The organism is Sinorhizobium americanum, from assembly GCF_001651855.1.
Lineage (GTDB): Bacteria > Pseudomonadota > Alphaproteobacteria > Rhizobiales > Rhizobiaceae > Sinorhizobium > Sinorhizobium americanum.
On sequence record NZ_LNQC01000039.1, the window covers coordinates 1 to 15,134 of the forward strand.

The following is a 15,134-nucleotide window of genomic DNA, read 5'->3' on the forward strand; positions in this document are numbered from 1 at the left end:
ACAACGACCGACGCCGCGCCTTGTAGGCGCGGAGAGGATGTCCTTTGCTTGACAGACCCAGCCCAAAAAGAGAAGGCCCCGGTCCTTCGATCCGGGGCTTGGGGCGAAATTGTCCGATAGTCGCCGATCAGGCGGGGTGAGGGGCCTTGGCGCAATGCCGTTCGACGAGCGCGACGAAATGCTGACCAGCAATGTCGAGCCGGCCACTGTTGTCGATCACGGTCACGTCCGGTCCGGCGACGACGTCGGGAACCTGCCGCTTTAGTCGACGCAGCACGTCTTCCTCGCTCTCGCGACCGCGTTGGGCGAGGCGCTTTGCAAGCACCGGCGCGTCGGCGGTGACCAGGGCGACCGCAACCTTGCCGAAGGCGGCACGAATCACGGGAAGGGCGGCGCGGCTACCGTTGACGATCGCCGTCATGCCGCTCTCGATCCTGTCGGCGATCTCGCGCGGAATGCCGTAGCTCAGGCCGTGTGCCTGCCAGGAAACGGCGAAGGCTGCACTCTCCTGCATTTCCTCGAATTCCGCTGTGGAGACGCTTTCGTGCACTTCGCTGCCGGCATCCGAGGGGCGGGTGATGACCCGGCGGACGAAGAGAATATCCGGCCGCTGCGCGAAGTGGAGGGCGGCGAAACCCATGACACTATCCTTGCCGGCACCGCTCGGGCCGACGACGACGATCAGCGTTCCGCTCTGATTTTCGGCGGCCGTCATGCGACACGCCGTCCTTCGCGCCATACGGAGCGAACAACCGGAATGCCCTCAGGGCGATGAACACGAACGACATCGGCGCGCAGCCCGACGGCAATCCGGCCGCGATCGGCGAGGCCGACGGTGCGTGCCGGTGTCGCAGTTACCAGGGCGATTGCACTCGGGAGATCGATGCTCTCGACCTCGTCGGCGAGGATGAAGGGTGCATGGATCAGGCTGAAGGGCACGTAATCCGACGAAAGCACATCGAGCACGCCGCGCTCGGCAAGCTCGCGCGCCGCGATGTTTCCGGAATGCGACTTGCCGCGCACGACATTAGGCGCGCCCATCAAGACGCTGAGGCCCGCGCGGTGGGAGGCCTCCGCCGCTTCGAAGCTCGTCGGAAACTCTGCCAAACGGACGCCATAACCGATCGACTCCTCGACATGCGCAAGGGTGGCGTCGTCGTGGCTGGCGACGGTGATGCCGCGTTCGGCGCAGGCCTCAGCGAGCGCCGTGCGGTGCGGCGCCGCATAGCGTGCCGACAGCGCCTGCTGGCGCTCGACGAAGGCAGCGAAAGCCTCGTCCGTCAGGCCGCGCTTGGTCTTGTAGTAGAGGATATATTGCTCCATCGTCTGGAACTGGCGCTGGCCGGGCGCGTGGTCCATCAGCGAGACGAGGCGAACCTGAGGGTCGTCGCGGAAATCGTCGTAGTGCTCCAGAACGTCCGCGGTCGAAACCTCGCAGCGTAGGTGGATGAGGTGGTCGGCGCGCAGCCGGCCCTCGTCCTTCGCCTGAGCCAAGGCGTCGGCCATGCTGCGCATTTCGCCCTTCGGGAAGCCGCTTTCCTCGTCCGAGCCGAGGCGCAGACAGTCGAAGACGGTGGTGATGCCGGAGGTGACGACCTGGGCATCGTGCGCCTGGATGGCGGCGATCTTCAGCCAGCGCACGCCGGGCCGCGGAGAGTAGTGCGCCTCGAGATGGTCGGTGTGAAGCTCGATCAGTCCGGGAAGCAGATAGTCGCCCTCGAAATCCTCGCCGATCGGGCTCGCGCCTTCCGAAATGTCGGCAATCTTGCCGTCGCGGATCAGCACCGAGCCGTCGATAATATCATTTTCGAGGACGATGCGGGCATTGCTCAGAACCTGTTCGCTGCTCATGTCATGCAATCTTTCGTGCGGATGCGCTGCCGAGCGGCAGCAGGGAATGAACGGTGAAGGGGGCGCCGCGCTGCGGCTCGACGAAGAGAGCGATCGTCGAGATGCTCAGCGGCCGGCCGATGAACGTGTCGAAGGCGGCCTCGAGCGTCTCGCGCACCAAGTCGCGCGCCTCCTCCGGCACAGGGCCGGTGAGCGTCAAATGGAACTGGAACTCCTCGAAGACATATGGGTATCCCCATGCCGCTAGGTGAACCTGTTGACGCTGCGTTAGCTTCTCGGGATTGCGGCGGGCGAGATCCGCTTCTGAAAGGGGCGCGCGAAAAGGCTCGAAGCGGCGAACTGCCTGCTCAGCCAGCGCCTGTAGCGGCGCGGAGTGCGCGCAGGGTACCAGCGCGAAGAATGGACCGATCTGCTGAAGCCTGATGTCCGGTATATCGAAGGGCTCGATTTCCGCCGCGAGTTCGTCGAAGGCCGCGATCAATTCCGCTTCGCTTCGTACTGACGCAAGCTCGAAAGGTGCCTTGAGCGTGCCGTGGAAGCCGTAGCGGCGCGGCTCGGCCGTCAAGGCCATTTGCTGTTCCCGTTCGAGTGCCAGGTCTTGCGGCCAAGTCAGTGCACCGTCAAGAAAGGCGTCGCGGCCGAGCCAACGGGACGCGGTCTGCGACAGCCGGTCATCGGCCGGCGGCGCGAAATAGATTGCGTAGCGCACTGGTCTTCACTTTCTTGATCGTCGCCCCGGGGGTGAGGGGAGCCGACCACTTGTGGGTGTGATGCGCAGCTAGCCGATTTGCATGACAACATCATGATCGCATCGGTGTGAAGCGCAAAAAGAGTTCAGTCTCCGCTGCGCCCCATCAGCCGGGAGCGGCACGCGTTCGAGATGCTGTCGAAAACGAAGACAACCATCAAGATCAAAAGCACCATATAGGCGACATTCTCCCAATCCGAATTGGTTCGCATGGCTTCCCAAAGCTTCAGCCCGATGCCGCCGGCCCCGACGGCGCCGATGATGGTTGCGGAGCGGGTGTTCGATTCCCAAAAATAAAGGGCCTGGCTGGCAAAGACGGGAAGCACCTGCGGCAGCACGCCGAAGCGCTGCACCGCGATCGACGGAGCGCCGACGGATTTGACGCCTTCGCGCTGCTTGTCGTCGATGTTCTCCAGCGCTTCGGAGTAGAGCTTGCCGAGCGTGCCGGTGTCGGTGAAGAAGATCGCCGAGATGCCGGCAAGCGGCCCGGGCCCGAAGGCGCGGGTGAAGAACAGCGCCCAGATGAACATGTCGACCGAGCGCAGGAAGTCGAAGAAGCGCTTGACCAACTGGTTCGTCATGCGGCTCGGCGTGATGTTGCGGGCCGCAAGGAAGCAGAGCGGGAAGGCGATGCAGGATGCGAAGACCGTCCCGACAAAGGCCATGACGATCGTTTGCAGCAGCTTCGTCCAGACGTCGAGATGCTGCCATTCGGCATTGTAGAGGATGTTGTCCCAGGCGAGCGACAGGTTCGGGCGCGCCGGATCGATCCGGTCTCCCGACAGGATCAGACGTGCCACTTCGCCGTAGGATTTTCCGAAGAACGGCGAGTTGGTATCGAAGAGGAAGTTCGCCCAGCCGAAGAAGCGATTGCGGATCGAGACCTCGTCGCCGGTAACTTCCGCCCAGCCGGTGAAGCCGAAGGAAAGCATGACCTTTTCACCCGGCCGCTTCTGCACGGCCCAGCTTGGCAACGGCGTCTGCGGCGTAACGGTGTCGGCGCCGTCGACCGTCATGGTCAGCGTTTCGCCACCGTGTATGGCAGTGACCAGTCTGTCAGCGACTTCGAGGCGCGTCGACCGGTCATAGGTGACGACCGCCCGGGTGACGGCTTGCTCGGTACGGGCCGCGCCAATCTTCTGCCCGGCCGCAGCCTCTCCGCCGCCGAGCGCGGCCTTCGGAGTCATGAAGTTGAACGAGGAACTCGTCTTCGGCTTCGGTGCCTCTTGGGCCGCAGCCGGTGCCTCGACGGTGCGTGCTACTGTGCGCTTTTCAAGGGCCAGCCACTCCGGATTGGGATTTCGGCCGAGCGGCGAGTTGCGCTGGTAGGAAACGGCCATCGTCCCATCGGGCGCGACAGCGATCTCGGGGCGAACCTCATAGGAGACCCAGTCGGCGAGATAGGTGCCCGCGATGCCCCAATTGGCGTTGGCAAGCACATGGCCGATCGAGAAGAACCACCAGCTGAATGCGAGATAGAGAACGACGCCGATTCCGATTAGCGCCGTCCTGCGCCTCCTTGCAGTAGAGGACTGCAGGAGATGCGGGTGGCGCGCTGCAATGGCGTCCATTTCGAGCGCACTGGGCTTGGTCGAGGCGATCATGGCGCGCTCCTACTGGGCGAGCTGGAAGGCCTGGTCGCCGACGAGGCGGCGGCGAAGCCAGGCGGAGAACTGATCAACGGCGAAGATCGTTGCGAAGAGCAAAAGCACGATCGCGAGCGTCTTGGCCTGATGGCCCTGGCCGATCGACAGGCGCAGAAGCTCGCCGATGCCGCCGCCGCCGACGGCACCGATGATCGTCGAGGCCCGCACGTTGATCTCCAGGCGCAGCAGGAAATAGCTGGTGAAGTTCGGCAGGACCTGCGGCACGATGCCGAACCAGACCCGCTCGATCCAGCTGGCGCCAACGGCGCGCAGGCCCTCCTCCGGCTTCATGTCGGCATTCTCGACCACTTCGAAGAACAGCTTGCCGAGCGCGCCGATCGTATGAATCGACACCGCCGCGATCGCGGGGATCGGCCCGAGCGAGAGGATCGCCAGGAAGAAGCCGGCGATCACGACTTCCGGAAAAGCGCGCAGGATTTCCATGATCCGGCGGACCGGGCCGCGCACCCAAGCGCTGGGCGTCAGGTTGCGGGCCGCGAGGAAGCACAGGATGAAGCCGAAGAACGCACCGATCAGCGTCGAGAAGATGGCGATATTCACCGTCTCCAGCATCTTGTGAAAGTATTCGGGAATGTAGAGGCCCTCGGTGACGTATAGCCGGCCTTCGGGGTAATTGTATTTGAAACTCCCGTCGTCGTAGGGAGAAGGCAGATCGAAGAGCGCCCGACCGATCTCCATCGGCTCGCGCGGCATCAGGTCACCGACGAAGTCGAAGAAATGCGGCAGGCGGACGAGGAATTTCCCGGCATTCGAGTCGTTCGCGAACCAGAGCGAGCCGAAAAGTGCGAGCGCAAGGGCGGCGAGCCCGAGGCAGGTATAGAGGCGCCGGCGCGCATTGAGCTCTTGCCAATGACGCTCGATCAGGGCGCCGTTCTCGCTCAAGCGCTGGGACAGCACGGAAGTGGCCATGGGATCTCCGGCTCGTGCCGGCCTCTTGCGGTGGGTGCCGGCGGCAACCCCGAACAATCAAAGGCTGGCCGCGTGACGCGGCCAGCCTATATCTGGCGGTTCTTGATCAGCCGCCGATCGTTGCCTTGCGAGCGTCGATGATCGGCTTGTAGAAATCGGTGTTGACTTCGGTAAAGCCGGTGAAATCACCGCCCTGGATGGCCGAGAAGCAGGCGGCGTCGGTCTTCGGCAGATCCATCATGAACTGCTTGAACTTCGCCTTCATGTCGTCGTTCATCGTGGTGCGCACGACGATCGGGCCGTTCGGGATCAGCGGCGAGCGCCACAGCTCGACGAGGTCGTTCATGTCGAGCACGCCCTTGTCGACCATCTTGCGCAGATTGCCGGAGGTGTAGCCGTCCTTGAACTCGCCGACTCCCGACCCGAAGGTCGTGCCGGCATCGAAGGTGCCCTTCAGGACTTCGAGGACGAGGTTTTCATGACCGCCGCCGAAGCCTGTCTCTCCGAAATATTCCTTGACCGGTGCGCCGATCGCTTCCGGAAGGGTGACGAGGGGGACGAGGTAGCCGGAGGTGGAGTCCGGATCGGCGAAGCCAAGCTTCTTGCCCTTGAGATCCTCGAGTTTGGTGATGCCGGAGTCCTTGCGGGCGACCATGATCGAGTGATAGCCGGTGGAGCCATCGGTCTGGACCGTGGTCAGGATCGGCTCGACCGCATCAGCCTTGGCGAGGTAGATCTTGGCGTAGCCAGAAGCGCCGAGTTCGGCATAGTCGAGCGTGCCGCCGAGGAGGCCCTGTATGACGCCGTCATAGTCTGCAGCCGGGAAGAGCGAGACTTTCTCGACGCCGATGGCGGCCGGAAGCTTGTCGACTAGGCACTGGTAGTTGCGCAGGCGGTCGGCTTCGTTCTCGCCGCCCATGATGCCGATGCGGAATTCCTTGAGGTCTTCGGCCTGGGCATGGCCGGCGAGGGCAATTAGCGCAACGGCGCCAAGAAGAGCTTTCTTCAGCATGAGGTTCGTTCTCCCGTTTTTCCGGATATGCGGATGGTTGGCGGTTAAAGATGCCCTTGACGCGGGCATTCGATCGCGGCGGCCTTAAAGGCCGGCCAGTGCCAGCGGCTTGTAGCCGGCCGATGCGTTTTCCTCGCGAGCGACAGCCGCGGGAATGTGGATGCTCGTCGAGGTCATCGATTCCTCAATCGCCGTATCGGCGCCGTATATCTCGGCGACCGCCGCGGCGGTGAGATCCTTGGGCTGACCGTCGAAGACGACGCGGCCCTGCGCCATGCCGATGATCCGTTCGCAATAATTGCGGGCCGTGTCGAGGGTGTGGAGGTTGGTGACGACGGTGATGCCGTCGCGCTCGTTGATGTCGCGCAGCGCATCCATGACGATCTTGGCGTTGAGCGGGTCGAGTGACGCGATCGGCTCGTCGGCCAGCAGCACCTTGGGCTGCTGCATCAGCGCCCGGGCGATTGCGACGCGCTGCTGCTGGCCGCCGGACAGCGTACCGGCCGGCTGCAGTGCCGTCTGCTCGATGCCGAGACGCTCCAGTGCGCCGATCGCCATGATCCGTTCTTCTCGGGTGAACAGGTTGAGTATACTCGAGACCGTCGAACGATGGTTGAGCCGGCCGAGAAGGACATTGGTGAGCACGTCGAGGCGCGGGACGAGGTTGAACTGTTGGAAGATCATCGCGCAGTCGCGCTGCCAGTTTCTGAGGGCCGAACCCCTGAGCGAGGAGACCTCGATGCCGCCGAATTCAATCGTCCCGGAGGTTGGATCGACCAGCCGGTTGATCATCCGCAAAAGCGTCGACTTGCCGGCCCCGGAGCGGCCGATGACCCCGACCATCTGGCCCTGCGGTATATCGAAGGTGACGGAATCGACGGCTCGCTTCTTGCCGAAGTGGCGGGTCACGTTCCTCAACTCAAACATCGGCAGCAGGTCCTCGTCCGGGGGCGATCGTTTATTAGTGATCCCTGCCATATCGACGCTTCGTGAAGGCGCGATGTCAGTTTGTTGTAGCTTCTGTTACAGTTCACAGGCGCGGGCCTGGGCGCTCTCATCAGCGACAACAGAAGCGGATGAAGCAGACGACTGCTTGCAACTGCCAATTCAGGGAAATCATGCAGCTGGTGCATGAACCATTGCCTCAATTACATTTGAAACCATTGCCCCCACTTGCGATAACTCCAGCGGCGGGACCGGGAAGATGTGCAGCTTTACGCCTGAATTCCCTGCCTACTGAGATCCGATGGGAGAGAAACATGTCCGGCAAAAGTCAATTCCAGTGGGACGATCCATTCCTCCTGGAAGATCAGCTGAGCGAAGACGAGCGAATGATCCGCGATACGGCACGCGCCTATGCCCAGGAGCGACTGCAGCCGCGGGTGATCGAAGCCTATCGCGACGAAAAGACCGACCCGGCGATTTTCCGCGAAATGGGCGAGCTCGGCCTGCTCGGGGTGACGGTGCCCGACACCTATGGCGGCGTCGGCGCCTCCTATGTCGCCTACGGTCTCGTCGCCCGCGAGGTCGAGCGGGTCGATTCCGGCTATCGCTCGATGATGAGCGTGCAATCCTCGCTGGTCATCTACCCGATCTTCGCCTACGGCTCCGAAGAACAGAAGCAAAGATACCTGCCGAAGCTGATCAGCGGCGAGTGGATCGGCTGCTTCGGGCTCACCGAACCTGATGCCGGCTCCGACCCGGCGGGCATGAAGACCAGGGCGATCAAGACGGACGGCGGCTATCGCCTGATCGGCTCGAAGATGTGGATCTCCAACGCGCCGCTCGCCGATGTCTTCGTCGTCTGGGCGAAGTCGGAGGCGCATGGGAATGCCATTCGCGGCTTTGTGCTGGAGAAGGGCACGAAGGGCCTATCGGCGCCGAAGATCGCCGGCAAGCTTTCACTCAGGGCGTCGATCACCGGCGAAATCGTTCTCGACAATGTCGAAGTGGGGGAGGAGGCCTTGCTGCCGAATGTCGAAGGTCTCAAGGGCCCCTTCGGCTGCCTCAACCGCGCCCGCTACGGCATTTCCTGGGGAGCGTTGGGTGCGGCCGAATTCTGCTGGCACGCGGCCCGGCAATACGGCCTCGACCGCAAGCAGTTCAACCGACCGCTCGCCCAGACGCAGCTCTTCCAGAAGAAGCTTGCCGACATGCAAACCGAGATCGCGCTAGGGCTGCAGGGGTCGCTGCGCGTCGGGCGGCTGATGGACGAGGGGCGGATGGCTCCGGAGATGATCTCTATCGTCAAGCGCAACAATTGCGGCAAGGCGCTCGACATCGCCCGCATGGCACGCGACATGCACGGCGGCAACGGCATTTCCGAGGAGTACCAGGTCATGCGCCACATGGTAAACCTCGAGACGGTCAACACTTATGAGGGCACGCATGACGTCCATGCACTGATCCTCGGCCGCGCCCAGACCGGGCTGCAGGCCTTTTTCTGAGCGGTGTGACGATGGAAGCGCCGCTCCAGGGCATAAGGGTTCTCGAACTCGCCCGCATCCTCGCCGGTCCGTGGATCGGCCAGACGCTCGCCGATCTCGGTGCGGAAGTCATCAAGGTGGAGAGCCCGGCCGGAGACGACACCCGCAGCTGGGGTCCACCTTTCGTCGAAGGCGAGGGGGGCGAGAAGCTCGATGCCGCCTATTTCCATGCCTGCAATCGGGGAAAACGCTCCGTCGTTCTCGACTTCACGACGGAGGAGGGGCAGGAGGCCGTGCGCCGTCTTGCAGCGCAATCAGACATTCTTCTCGAAAACTTCAAGGTCGGCGGCCTGGCCAAATACGGCCTCGACTACGAGAGCCTGAAGACGATCAACCCGCGGCTGATCTATTGCTCTGTGACCGGATTCGGCCAGGACGGGCCCTATGCGAGCCGCGCCGGCTACGACTATATCATCCAGGGCATGAGCGGCATCATGGACCTGACCGGCGAGCCGGACCGGGAGCCGCAGAAGATCGGCGTGGCCTTTGCCGACATCTTCACCGGCCTCTATGGCGTGATCGCAGTGCAGGCTGCACTGGCGCAGCGCGAACGCACCGGCATGGGGCAGCAGATCGACATGGCGCTGCTTGACTGCATGACCGGCGTGCTCGCCAATCAGGCGCTGAACTTCCTCGTCTCCGGCAAGGCGCCGCGGCGGCTCGGCAACGCCCATCCGAATATCGCGCCCTACCAGGTGTTCCCGACCACGGATGGCCACCTGATCGTCGCGGTCGGCAACGACCGGCAGTTTATCAAGTTCTGCGAGCTGCTCGGCCGTCCCGATCTCGCAGCCGACGAGCGCTACAGGACGAATGCCGGGCGCGTTCAGAACCGCGACAGCCTGACGCCGGAACTCGCCGCGGAGACCCAGAAGTTCGCGCGCGACGCGCTGCTCGCCAAGCTCGAAGCTGCCGGCGTCCCGGGCGGACCGATCAATACGGTTGCCGACGTCTTCGCCGATCCACAGATCATGCATCGGCAGATGCGGGTCGAAACGCCGCATACCGGGGCGGCGACCGGTACGTCGCCTGGGGTCAGGACACCGGTCCGGTTTTCCGGCGCATCGCTGGCGCTGGAGCGCGGCGTGCCGAGGCTTGGGGAGCATACGGCCGAGGTGCTGGCGGAAATAGGGATGGCCGTTCCGACCAAAAATGGTGAAGCCGACTAAGCTGCGCGCCGTCGATGGAATTCCCTTTGCTTGCGCCTCACCCCAGCCCTCTCCCCGCAAGCGGGACGAGGGGTCTGGGAGCGCGCCGCTCGCCCCTTCGCCCCGCTTGCGGGGAGAAGGTCGCGGCAGCGGATGAGGGGCAAAGCCGCGCTCCTTCAGCCCTTCAAGGCCCTATTGAACACCCGCGACAAACGCTCAGCAAAGGCGCGGGGATCCTCAGGCTTGTCGCCGTCGAGAACGCGCGCCTGATCGAGCAGCAGCTTCACCGCATCCTCGCGGAACGAGCCGTCTTCGGCAGGGCAACCGGCGAGCGCGGCGATCAACGCATGCTCGGGGTTGATCTCCAGGATCGGCTTTGCCGCTCCTTCCATGCGGCCGGCGCCTTGCAGCATCTTCTGCAACTGGCGGTCCGGGCCGTGCTCCGGGGCGACGAGGCAGACGGCGCTTTCCGTCAGGCGGTCGGAGGCTCTGACGTCCGAGACCGTCTCGCCGAGCGTCGCCTTCGCAAAGCTCACGAATTCAGCGACCGTCGGGCTGGCCTGCGAAGAGGCCGTTTCGGAGCCTTGTTTGGCAATGCCGGCGAGGTCGGCGGCTCCCTGGGTGATCGACTTGAACGGCTTGCCTTCAAAGTCCGGCGCCGTCGTCACCCAGAAGCTGTCGACGGGATCGGTCAAGAGCAGCACCTCGATACCGCGGGCGCGAAAACCCTCAAGCTGCGGCGAGGCCTTGAGTTGGGCGAGGTTGTCGCCGGTGAGGTAGTAGATCGCCGACTGGCCGTCCTTCATGTCCTTGACGTAGTCGCTCAAGGCGCGCGGCCCGTCGTCTGAGACGGTGGTGCGGAAGCGGGAAAGGGCAAGGAGCTGCGTGCGCCGTTCGAAATCCTCGTAGAGGCCCTCCTTGATGACGCTGCCGAAGTTCTCCCAGACCGTGGCGAAGGATTCCGGCTCGCTTTCCGCAAGCTTTTCGATGCTTGTCAGGACGCGGTTCGTCAGGCCCTTGCGGATGCTCGCAAGCAGCGGGCTTTCCTGGATCATCTCGCGCGAGACGTTGAGCGGCAGATCGGCGGTGTCGACGAGGCCGCGCACGAAACGCAGGTACCGCGGCAGCAACTCCGCCTCGTCGGTGATGAAGACGCGCTTCACATAGAGCTTCATGCGGCCCTTGCGATCCGGATCGAACAGGTCGAACGGCTTCGAGCCAGGGACGAAGGCGAGTGCCGTATATTCGTGGCGCCCCTCGGCTCGGAAGTGAATGGTCAGCGCCGGCTCGTCGTACTGCCCGGCAACGCCGCGGTAGAAATCCGTATAGTCTTCCTTGCTGATCTCGCTCTTCTGCTTGGTCCACAGCGCAGTGCCGTCTGCAACCTGCGCAGGCTCGGCACCTGGCTTCTCAGCGATCGAGATCGGTACCGGTACATGGCCGGACTGATCCTTGACGATACGCTCGACGGTCCAGCGCGAGGTGTAGGTCTTGGCGTCCTCCATCAGGTACAGCGTGATGCGGGTGCCGCGCGCCGGCGCATCGGCGAGCTCGACAGCGGAGACCGTGTAGCTGCCCTTGCCGTCTGACGCCCAGTGCCAGGCCTTGTCGGAGCCGGCGCGGCGGGAAACGACGTCGACATTGTCGGCCACCATGAAAGCCGAATAGAAGCCGACGCCGAACTGGCCGATCAGCTGCGCACCGTCCTTGCCCTGCGCCGCCTCGATCCGCTCCATGAAGGCGCGGGTGCCGGAGCGGGCGATCGTGCCGAGCGATTCGACCAGCTCGTCACGGCTCATGCCGATGCCGTTGTCCTCGACGACGAGGCGGCCGTTCTCCTCGTCGAGTGTCAGCGTGATGCGCGCCGCCGGATCGCTGCCGAGCAGTTCCGGCGCGACGATCGCCTCGTAGCGCAGCTTCTCGCAGGCATCCGCCGCATTCGAAATCAGTTCGCGAAGAAAGACGTTCTTGTCGGAATAGACCGAGTGCACCATCAGATGCAGCAGTTTCGCCACATCGGCTTCGAAGACATGTTTCTCGACGGACATTTCGGCGTCACTCATCGTGCTGCGGACCTCCTGGGATTAGCTTGATTTCGACCGGTCGGAGCGGGAGGCCTTGCGTCCCTCCTGCTTCGGGTTTCGCCCCAATTGGCAAGGCGCAGAGAGAATTTCAAGAGCTGTAAGGCATTCCGGCAACGAGATGATGTGAGGGGTGCACCGCGAAAGTTCAGATATTGCCCATGCAGAGATATTTCATCTCGAGATAGTCCTCGAGGCCGTGGCGCGAGCCCTCGCGACCGATCCCTGATTGCTTTATGCCGCCGAAGGGAGCTGCCTCGGATGACATGCGGCCGGTATTGATGCCGACCATGCCATATTCCAACGCCTCTGCCACATGCCAGACCCGCTTCAGGTTCTCGGCATAGAAATAGGCGGCGAGGCCGTAGATCGTGTCGTTTGCCTCGGCCACCACCTGCTCGGCGGTCTCGAAGCGGATGATCGGAGCAATCGGCCCAAATGTCTCCTCCTGGGCGACGCGCATGTCGTGCGAAATGCCGGTAAGCACGGTGGGCTCGAAGAACGTGCCCTTCGTGCCGATCGATTGGCCGCCGCAGCGAAGTTCGGCGCCCTTGGCGAGCGCATCGGCGACATGTGCCTCGATCTTTTCGATCGCGTGGGCATCGATCATCGGACCGATGGTGATCCCGGGCGAAAAGCCGTCGCCGACGCTTAGCTCGCGCACCCGCGCGACGAATTTTGCGGCGAAGGCGTCGTGCACCGCCGTTTGCACATAGATGCGGTTGGCCGAAACGCAAGTCTGCCCGGCATTGCGGAACTTCGCCTGGACCGCGCCGTCGACCGCCTCGTCTATGTCGGCGTCGTCAAAGACGATGAAAGGGGCGTTGCCGCCGAGTTCGAGGCTGACCTTCTTGATCTGGTCGGAACATTGCCGCATCAGGAGGCGGCCGACTTCGGTCGAACCGGTGAAGCTGATCTTGCGGACCTTGGGGTTGCTGCAGAGTTCCCGCCCGATCGGCGCCCCCTCCGAGGCGTAGAGCAGATTGAGTACGCCATCGGGAAAGCCGGCCTTCTCGGCAAGCACGAACATCGCCCCGGCGACCAGCGGCGTCTGTTCCGCAGGCTTCAGGACGATGGCGCAGCCGGCGGCAAGCGCCGGGGAAATCTTGCGCGCCACCATCGAGGCCGGGAAGTTCCATGGTGTTATGGTGCCGACGACGCCGACGGGCTGCTTGATGACGAGCATCCGGCGGTCATTGGCAGGAGCCGGAAAGGTTTCGCCATAGACGCGTTTCGCCTCCTCCGCATACCATTCGACGTAGGAAGCGGCATGCAGGACCTCGCCCTTCGCTTCGATAAGTGGCTTGCCCATCTCGGCGGTGAGAATGGCGGCGAGATCGTCGACATGCTCGACGATGAGGTCGTGCCAGCGGCGCAGGATCGCGCTTCGATCCTTGGCTGGCTTCCCCGCCCAGAGCGGCTGAGCCCTGGCGGCTGCTTCGATTGCGGCATGTGCGTCCTCGATCCCCATGTCCGGAAGCGTCGCCAGCAATTCGCCCGTCGAAGGATTGAAGACATCGAAGGTCGGCCCGTTCCACACGCCAGCGGCCCGGCTCACCGGATCGAGCGCTGTGAATTGGTCCGCCGCGCCAAGATGCTTGGTGAGTGCGAGTGTCAAGGCCATGTTGCGTCCTCCGGCGAGGCGGGTCACGGCTCAGCAAGCCTCGCTCATTGTTTTGTTGCGGGGCGCGCAGAGGCGCGCCCAGCAACAGGCAGAAGAGCGCGATAGCGGTCGCCCGGCCAGCCGTCAACCGCGGGCCTCGAGTATCGAAGCTTCGAGAATATCCAGCGCCTCGGCAAAAACCGCGTCCTGGATGGTGATCGGCGCCAGGAAGCGGATGACATTGCCGTGAACGCCGCAGGTCAGCAGGATCAATCCCTTTTCGAGAGCGACGAGGCGGACCTTGTTGGCGAACTCGGCGCTCGGCAGGTTCGTTTTCGCATCATTGAATTCGACCGCATTCATGAAGCCGGGGCCGCGGATGTCAGCGATCTCGGGTGCCTTTTCGCGGATCGCCGCAAGGCGCTGCTTGAGCCGGTTGCCGAGCTGGTTTGCCCGCTCGCAAAGCTGCTCTTCCTCGATGACGTCTAGCACGGCGTGCGCCGCGGCGATGCCGATCGGATTGCCGCCATAGGTGCCGCCAAGACCGCCCGGGTCCGGCGCGTCCATGATCTCGGCGCGGCCCGTCACGGCGGCGAGCGGGAAGCCGCCGGCGAGGCTCTTCGCCATAGTCGTCAGATCCGGTGCAACGTCATGATGCTGCATCGCGAAAAGCTTGCCGGTGCGGGCAAAGCCGGTCTGGACTTCGTCGGCGATCAGAAGGATGCCGTGCTGATCGCAAATCTCGCGGAGCGCCTTCATGAACGCGGTCGGGGCCGGATAGAAGCCGCCTTCGCCCTGGACCGGTTCGAGGATGATCGCGGCGACACGGGCCGGATCGACGTCTGCGGCAAAGAGCTTCTTCAGTGCTGCGATCGACTGCTCGACGCTGATGCCGTGCAGCTCGATCGGGAAGGGGGCATGGAACACGTCGCCCGGCATTGCGCCGAAGCCGACCTTGTATGGCACGACCTTGCCGGTCAGCGCCATGCCCATGAAGGTGCGGCCATGAAAGCCGCCGCCAAACGCGATGATCGCTTGGCGCCCGGTCGCGGCGCGGGCGACCTTCACCGCGTTCTCGACCGCCTCCGCGCCGGTGGTGACGAAGATCGTCTTCTTGGCGAACGTCCCGGGGGTGAGCGCATTCAGCCGCTCGGCCAAGTGAACGTAGTTCTCATAGGGAACGACCTGATGGCAGGTGTGGGTGAAGCGATCGAGCTGCGCCTTGACGGCCGCGATAACCTTCGGGTGGCGGTGACCCGTGTTGACGACGGCGATGCCGGAAGCGAAATCGATGTAGCGATTGCCTTCCTTGTCCCAAATCTCGGCGTTTTCGGCGCGCTCGGCATAGATCTGCGTTGTCATCCCCACGCCGCGGGAAATGGCGGCATTCTTGCGTTCGGTCAGGCTGGTCATCGTCGCTGTCCTGTCTGGATGGTTTTAGATATATTGTATTTTTTCTGCAACTTTTCTGCGGAAGTGGTACATCTTTTGACATGGAAAGCAAATCAAATTTGGTGATGGAGCGAGCACGACGACTGATGGGCGCTTCTTGTAAATCTGCTGGGCGCGCCGCTAGATTGCCGAAAATTGAGTACGACGGGGAATCGCGCCGTCTTCGGCGACGGAAGG

At 63.4% G+C, this 15,134-nt stretch carries 12 protein-coding genes; 2 read left to right on the plus strand and 10 right to left on the minus strand.

The features are described 5' to 3' along the window. Nucleotides 1-127: 127 nt before the first annotated feature. The 7 genes from phnN to phnC all read right to left on the minus strand — a co-directional run bounded on the left by phnN (nt 128) and on the right by phnC (nt 7,114). A complete protein-coding gene (gene phnN / locus ATC00_RS03675; RefSeq protein WP_064251983.1) occupies nt 128-715 on the minus strand; it encodes a phosphonate metabolism protein/1,5-bisphosphokinase (PRPP-forming) PhnN in 588 nt (195 codons plus the stop codon). Further along, nucleotides 712-1,851 carry an alpha-D-ribose 1-methylphosphonate 5-triphosphate diphosphatase gene (locus tag ATC00_RS03680; RefSeq protein ID WP_064251984.1) on the minus strand — a complete coding sequence of 380 codons (1,140 nt, stop codon included), beginning with the start codon at nt 1,849-1,851 and terminating at the stop codon, nt 712-714. Before ATC00_RS03680 ends, phnN begins: the two co-directional genes overlap by 4 nt. A gap of 1 nt (nt 1,852) precedes the next feature. Further along, nucleotides 1,853-2,560: a DUF1045 domain-containing protein gene (locus ATC00_RS03685; protein WP_064251985.1), complete on the minus strand. Its 708-nt coding sequence runs from the start codon at nt 2,558-2,560 to the stop codon at nt 1,853-1,855. 125 nt (nt 2,561-2,685) lie between these two features. After that, entirely contained in the window at nt 2,686-4,203 is a 1,518-nt protein-coding gene (gene phnE / locus ATC00_RS03690; protein WP_064251986.1) for a phosphonate ABC transporter, permease protein PhnE, read from the minus strand. Between the two features lie 9 nt (nt 4,204-4,212). Continuing rightward, entirely contained in the window at nt 4,213-5,175 is a 963-nt protein-coding gene (gene phnE, locus ATC00_RS03695) for a phosphonate ABC transporter, permease protein PhnE (protein WP_064251987.1), read from the minus strand. Between the two features lie 106 nt (nt 5,176-5,281). Further along, entirely contained in the window at nt 5,282-6,187 is a 906-nt protein-coding gene (gene phnD / locus ATC00_RS03700) for a phosphonate ABC transporter substrate-binding protein (protein ID WP_064251988.1), read from the minus strand. 84 nt (nt 6,188-6,271) lie between these two features. Beyond that, nucleotides 6,272-7,114, minus strand: a complete 843-nt coding sequence (gene phnC / locus ATC00_RS03705; RefSeq protein ID WP_064251989.1) for a phosphonate ABC transporter ATP-binding protein — start codon at nt 7,112-7,114, stop codon at nt 6,272-6,274. A 332-nt stretch (nt 7,115-7,446) separates the two neighbouring features. Here phnC and ATC00_RS03710 point away from each other — a divergent pair, with 332 nt between their 5' ends. Together ATC00_RS03710 and ATC00_RS03715 are read left to right on the plus strand one after the other, a co-directional pair. Next, on the plus strand, nt 7,447-8,634 hold the full coding sequence (locus ATC00_RS03710; protein ID WP_064251990.1) for an acyl-CoA dehydrogenase: 1,188 nt from the start codon (nt 7,447-7,449) through the stop codon (nt 8,632-8,634). A gap of 11 nt (nt 8,635-8,645) precedes the next feature. Then, entirely contained in the window at nt 8,646-9,842 is a 1,197-nt protein-coding gene (locus ATC00_RS03715) for a CaiB/BaiF CoA transferase family protein (RefSeq protein ID WP_064251991.1), read from the plus strand. Between the two features lie 155 nt (nt 9,843-9,997). Here ATC00_RS03715 and htpG read toward each other — a convergent pair whose 3' ends face one another. The 3 genes from htpG to ATC00_RS03730 form a co-directional block, all read right to left on the minus strand. Next, nucleotides 9,998-11,884 (minus strand): molecular chaperone HtpG, encoded by a 1,887-nt coding sequence (htpG, locus tag ATC00_RS03720; RefSeq protein ID WP_064251992.1) that lies wholly within the window; start codon nt 11,882-11,884, stop codon nt 9,998-10,000. 166 nt (nt 11,885-12,050) lie between these two features. Continuing rightward, a complete protein-coding gene (locus ATC00_RS03725; protein WP_064251993.1) occupies nt 12,051-13,526 on the minus strand; it encodes an NAD-dependent succinate-semialdehyde dehydrogenase in 1,476 nt (491 codons plus the stop codon). A 123-nt stretch (nt 13,527-13,649) separates the two neighbouring features. Beyond that, on the minus strand, nt 13,650-14,918 hold the full coding sequence (locus tag ATC00_RS03730; protein WP_064251994.1) for a 4-aminobutyrate--2-oxoglutarate transaminase: 1,269 nt from the start codon (nt 14,916-14,918) through the stop codon (nt 13,650-13,652). Nucleotides 14,919-15,134: the final 216 nt, after the last annotated feature.

Coding starts and splice junctions, on each gene's coding strand:
- phnE (WP_064251987.1), bottom strand. CDS start 5,175: ATGGCCACTTCCGTGCTGTCCCAGCGCTTGAGCGAGAACGGCGCCCTG.
- phnE (WP_064251986.1), bottom strand. CDS start 4,203: ATGATCGCCTCGACCAAGCCCAGTGCGCTCGAAATGGACGCCATTGCA.
- ATC00_RS03710 (WP_064251990.1), top strand. CDS start 7,447: ATGTCCGGCAAAAGTCAATTCCAGTGGGACGATCCATTCCTCCTGGAA.
- ATC00_RS03730 (WP_064251994.1), bottom strand. CDS start 14,918: ATGACCAGCCTGACCGAACGCAAGAATGCCGCCATTTCCCGCGGCGTG.
- phnD (WP_064251988.1), bottom strand. CDS start 6,187: ATGCTGAAGAAAGCTCTTCTTGGCGCCGTTGCGCTAATTGCCCTCGCC.
- phnC (WP_064251989.1), bottom strand. CDS start 7,114: ATGTTTGAGTTGAGGAACGTGACCCGCCACTTCGGCAAGAAGCGAGCC.
- ATC00_RS03680 (WP_064251984.1), bottom strand. CDS start 1,851: ATGAGCAGCGAACAGGTTCTGAGCAATGCCCGCATCGTCCTCGAAAAT.
- ATC00_RS03725 (WP_064251993.1), bottom strand. CDS start 13,526: ATGGCCTTGACACTCGCACTCACCAAGCATCTTGGCGCGGCGGACCAA.
- phnN (WP_064251983.1), bottom strand. CDS start 715: ATGACGGCCGCCGAAAATCAGAGCGGAACGCTGATCGTCGTCGTCGGC.
- ATC00_RS03715 (WP_064251991.1), top strand. CDS start 8,646: ATGGAAGCGCCGCTCCAGGGCATAAGGGTTCTCGAACTCGCCCGCATC.
- htpG (WP_064251992.1), bottom strand. CDS start 11,884: ATGAGTGACGCCGAAATGTCCGTCGAGAAACATGTCTTCGAAGCCGAT.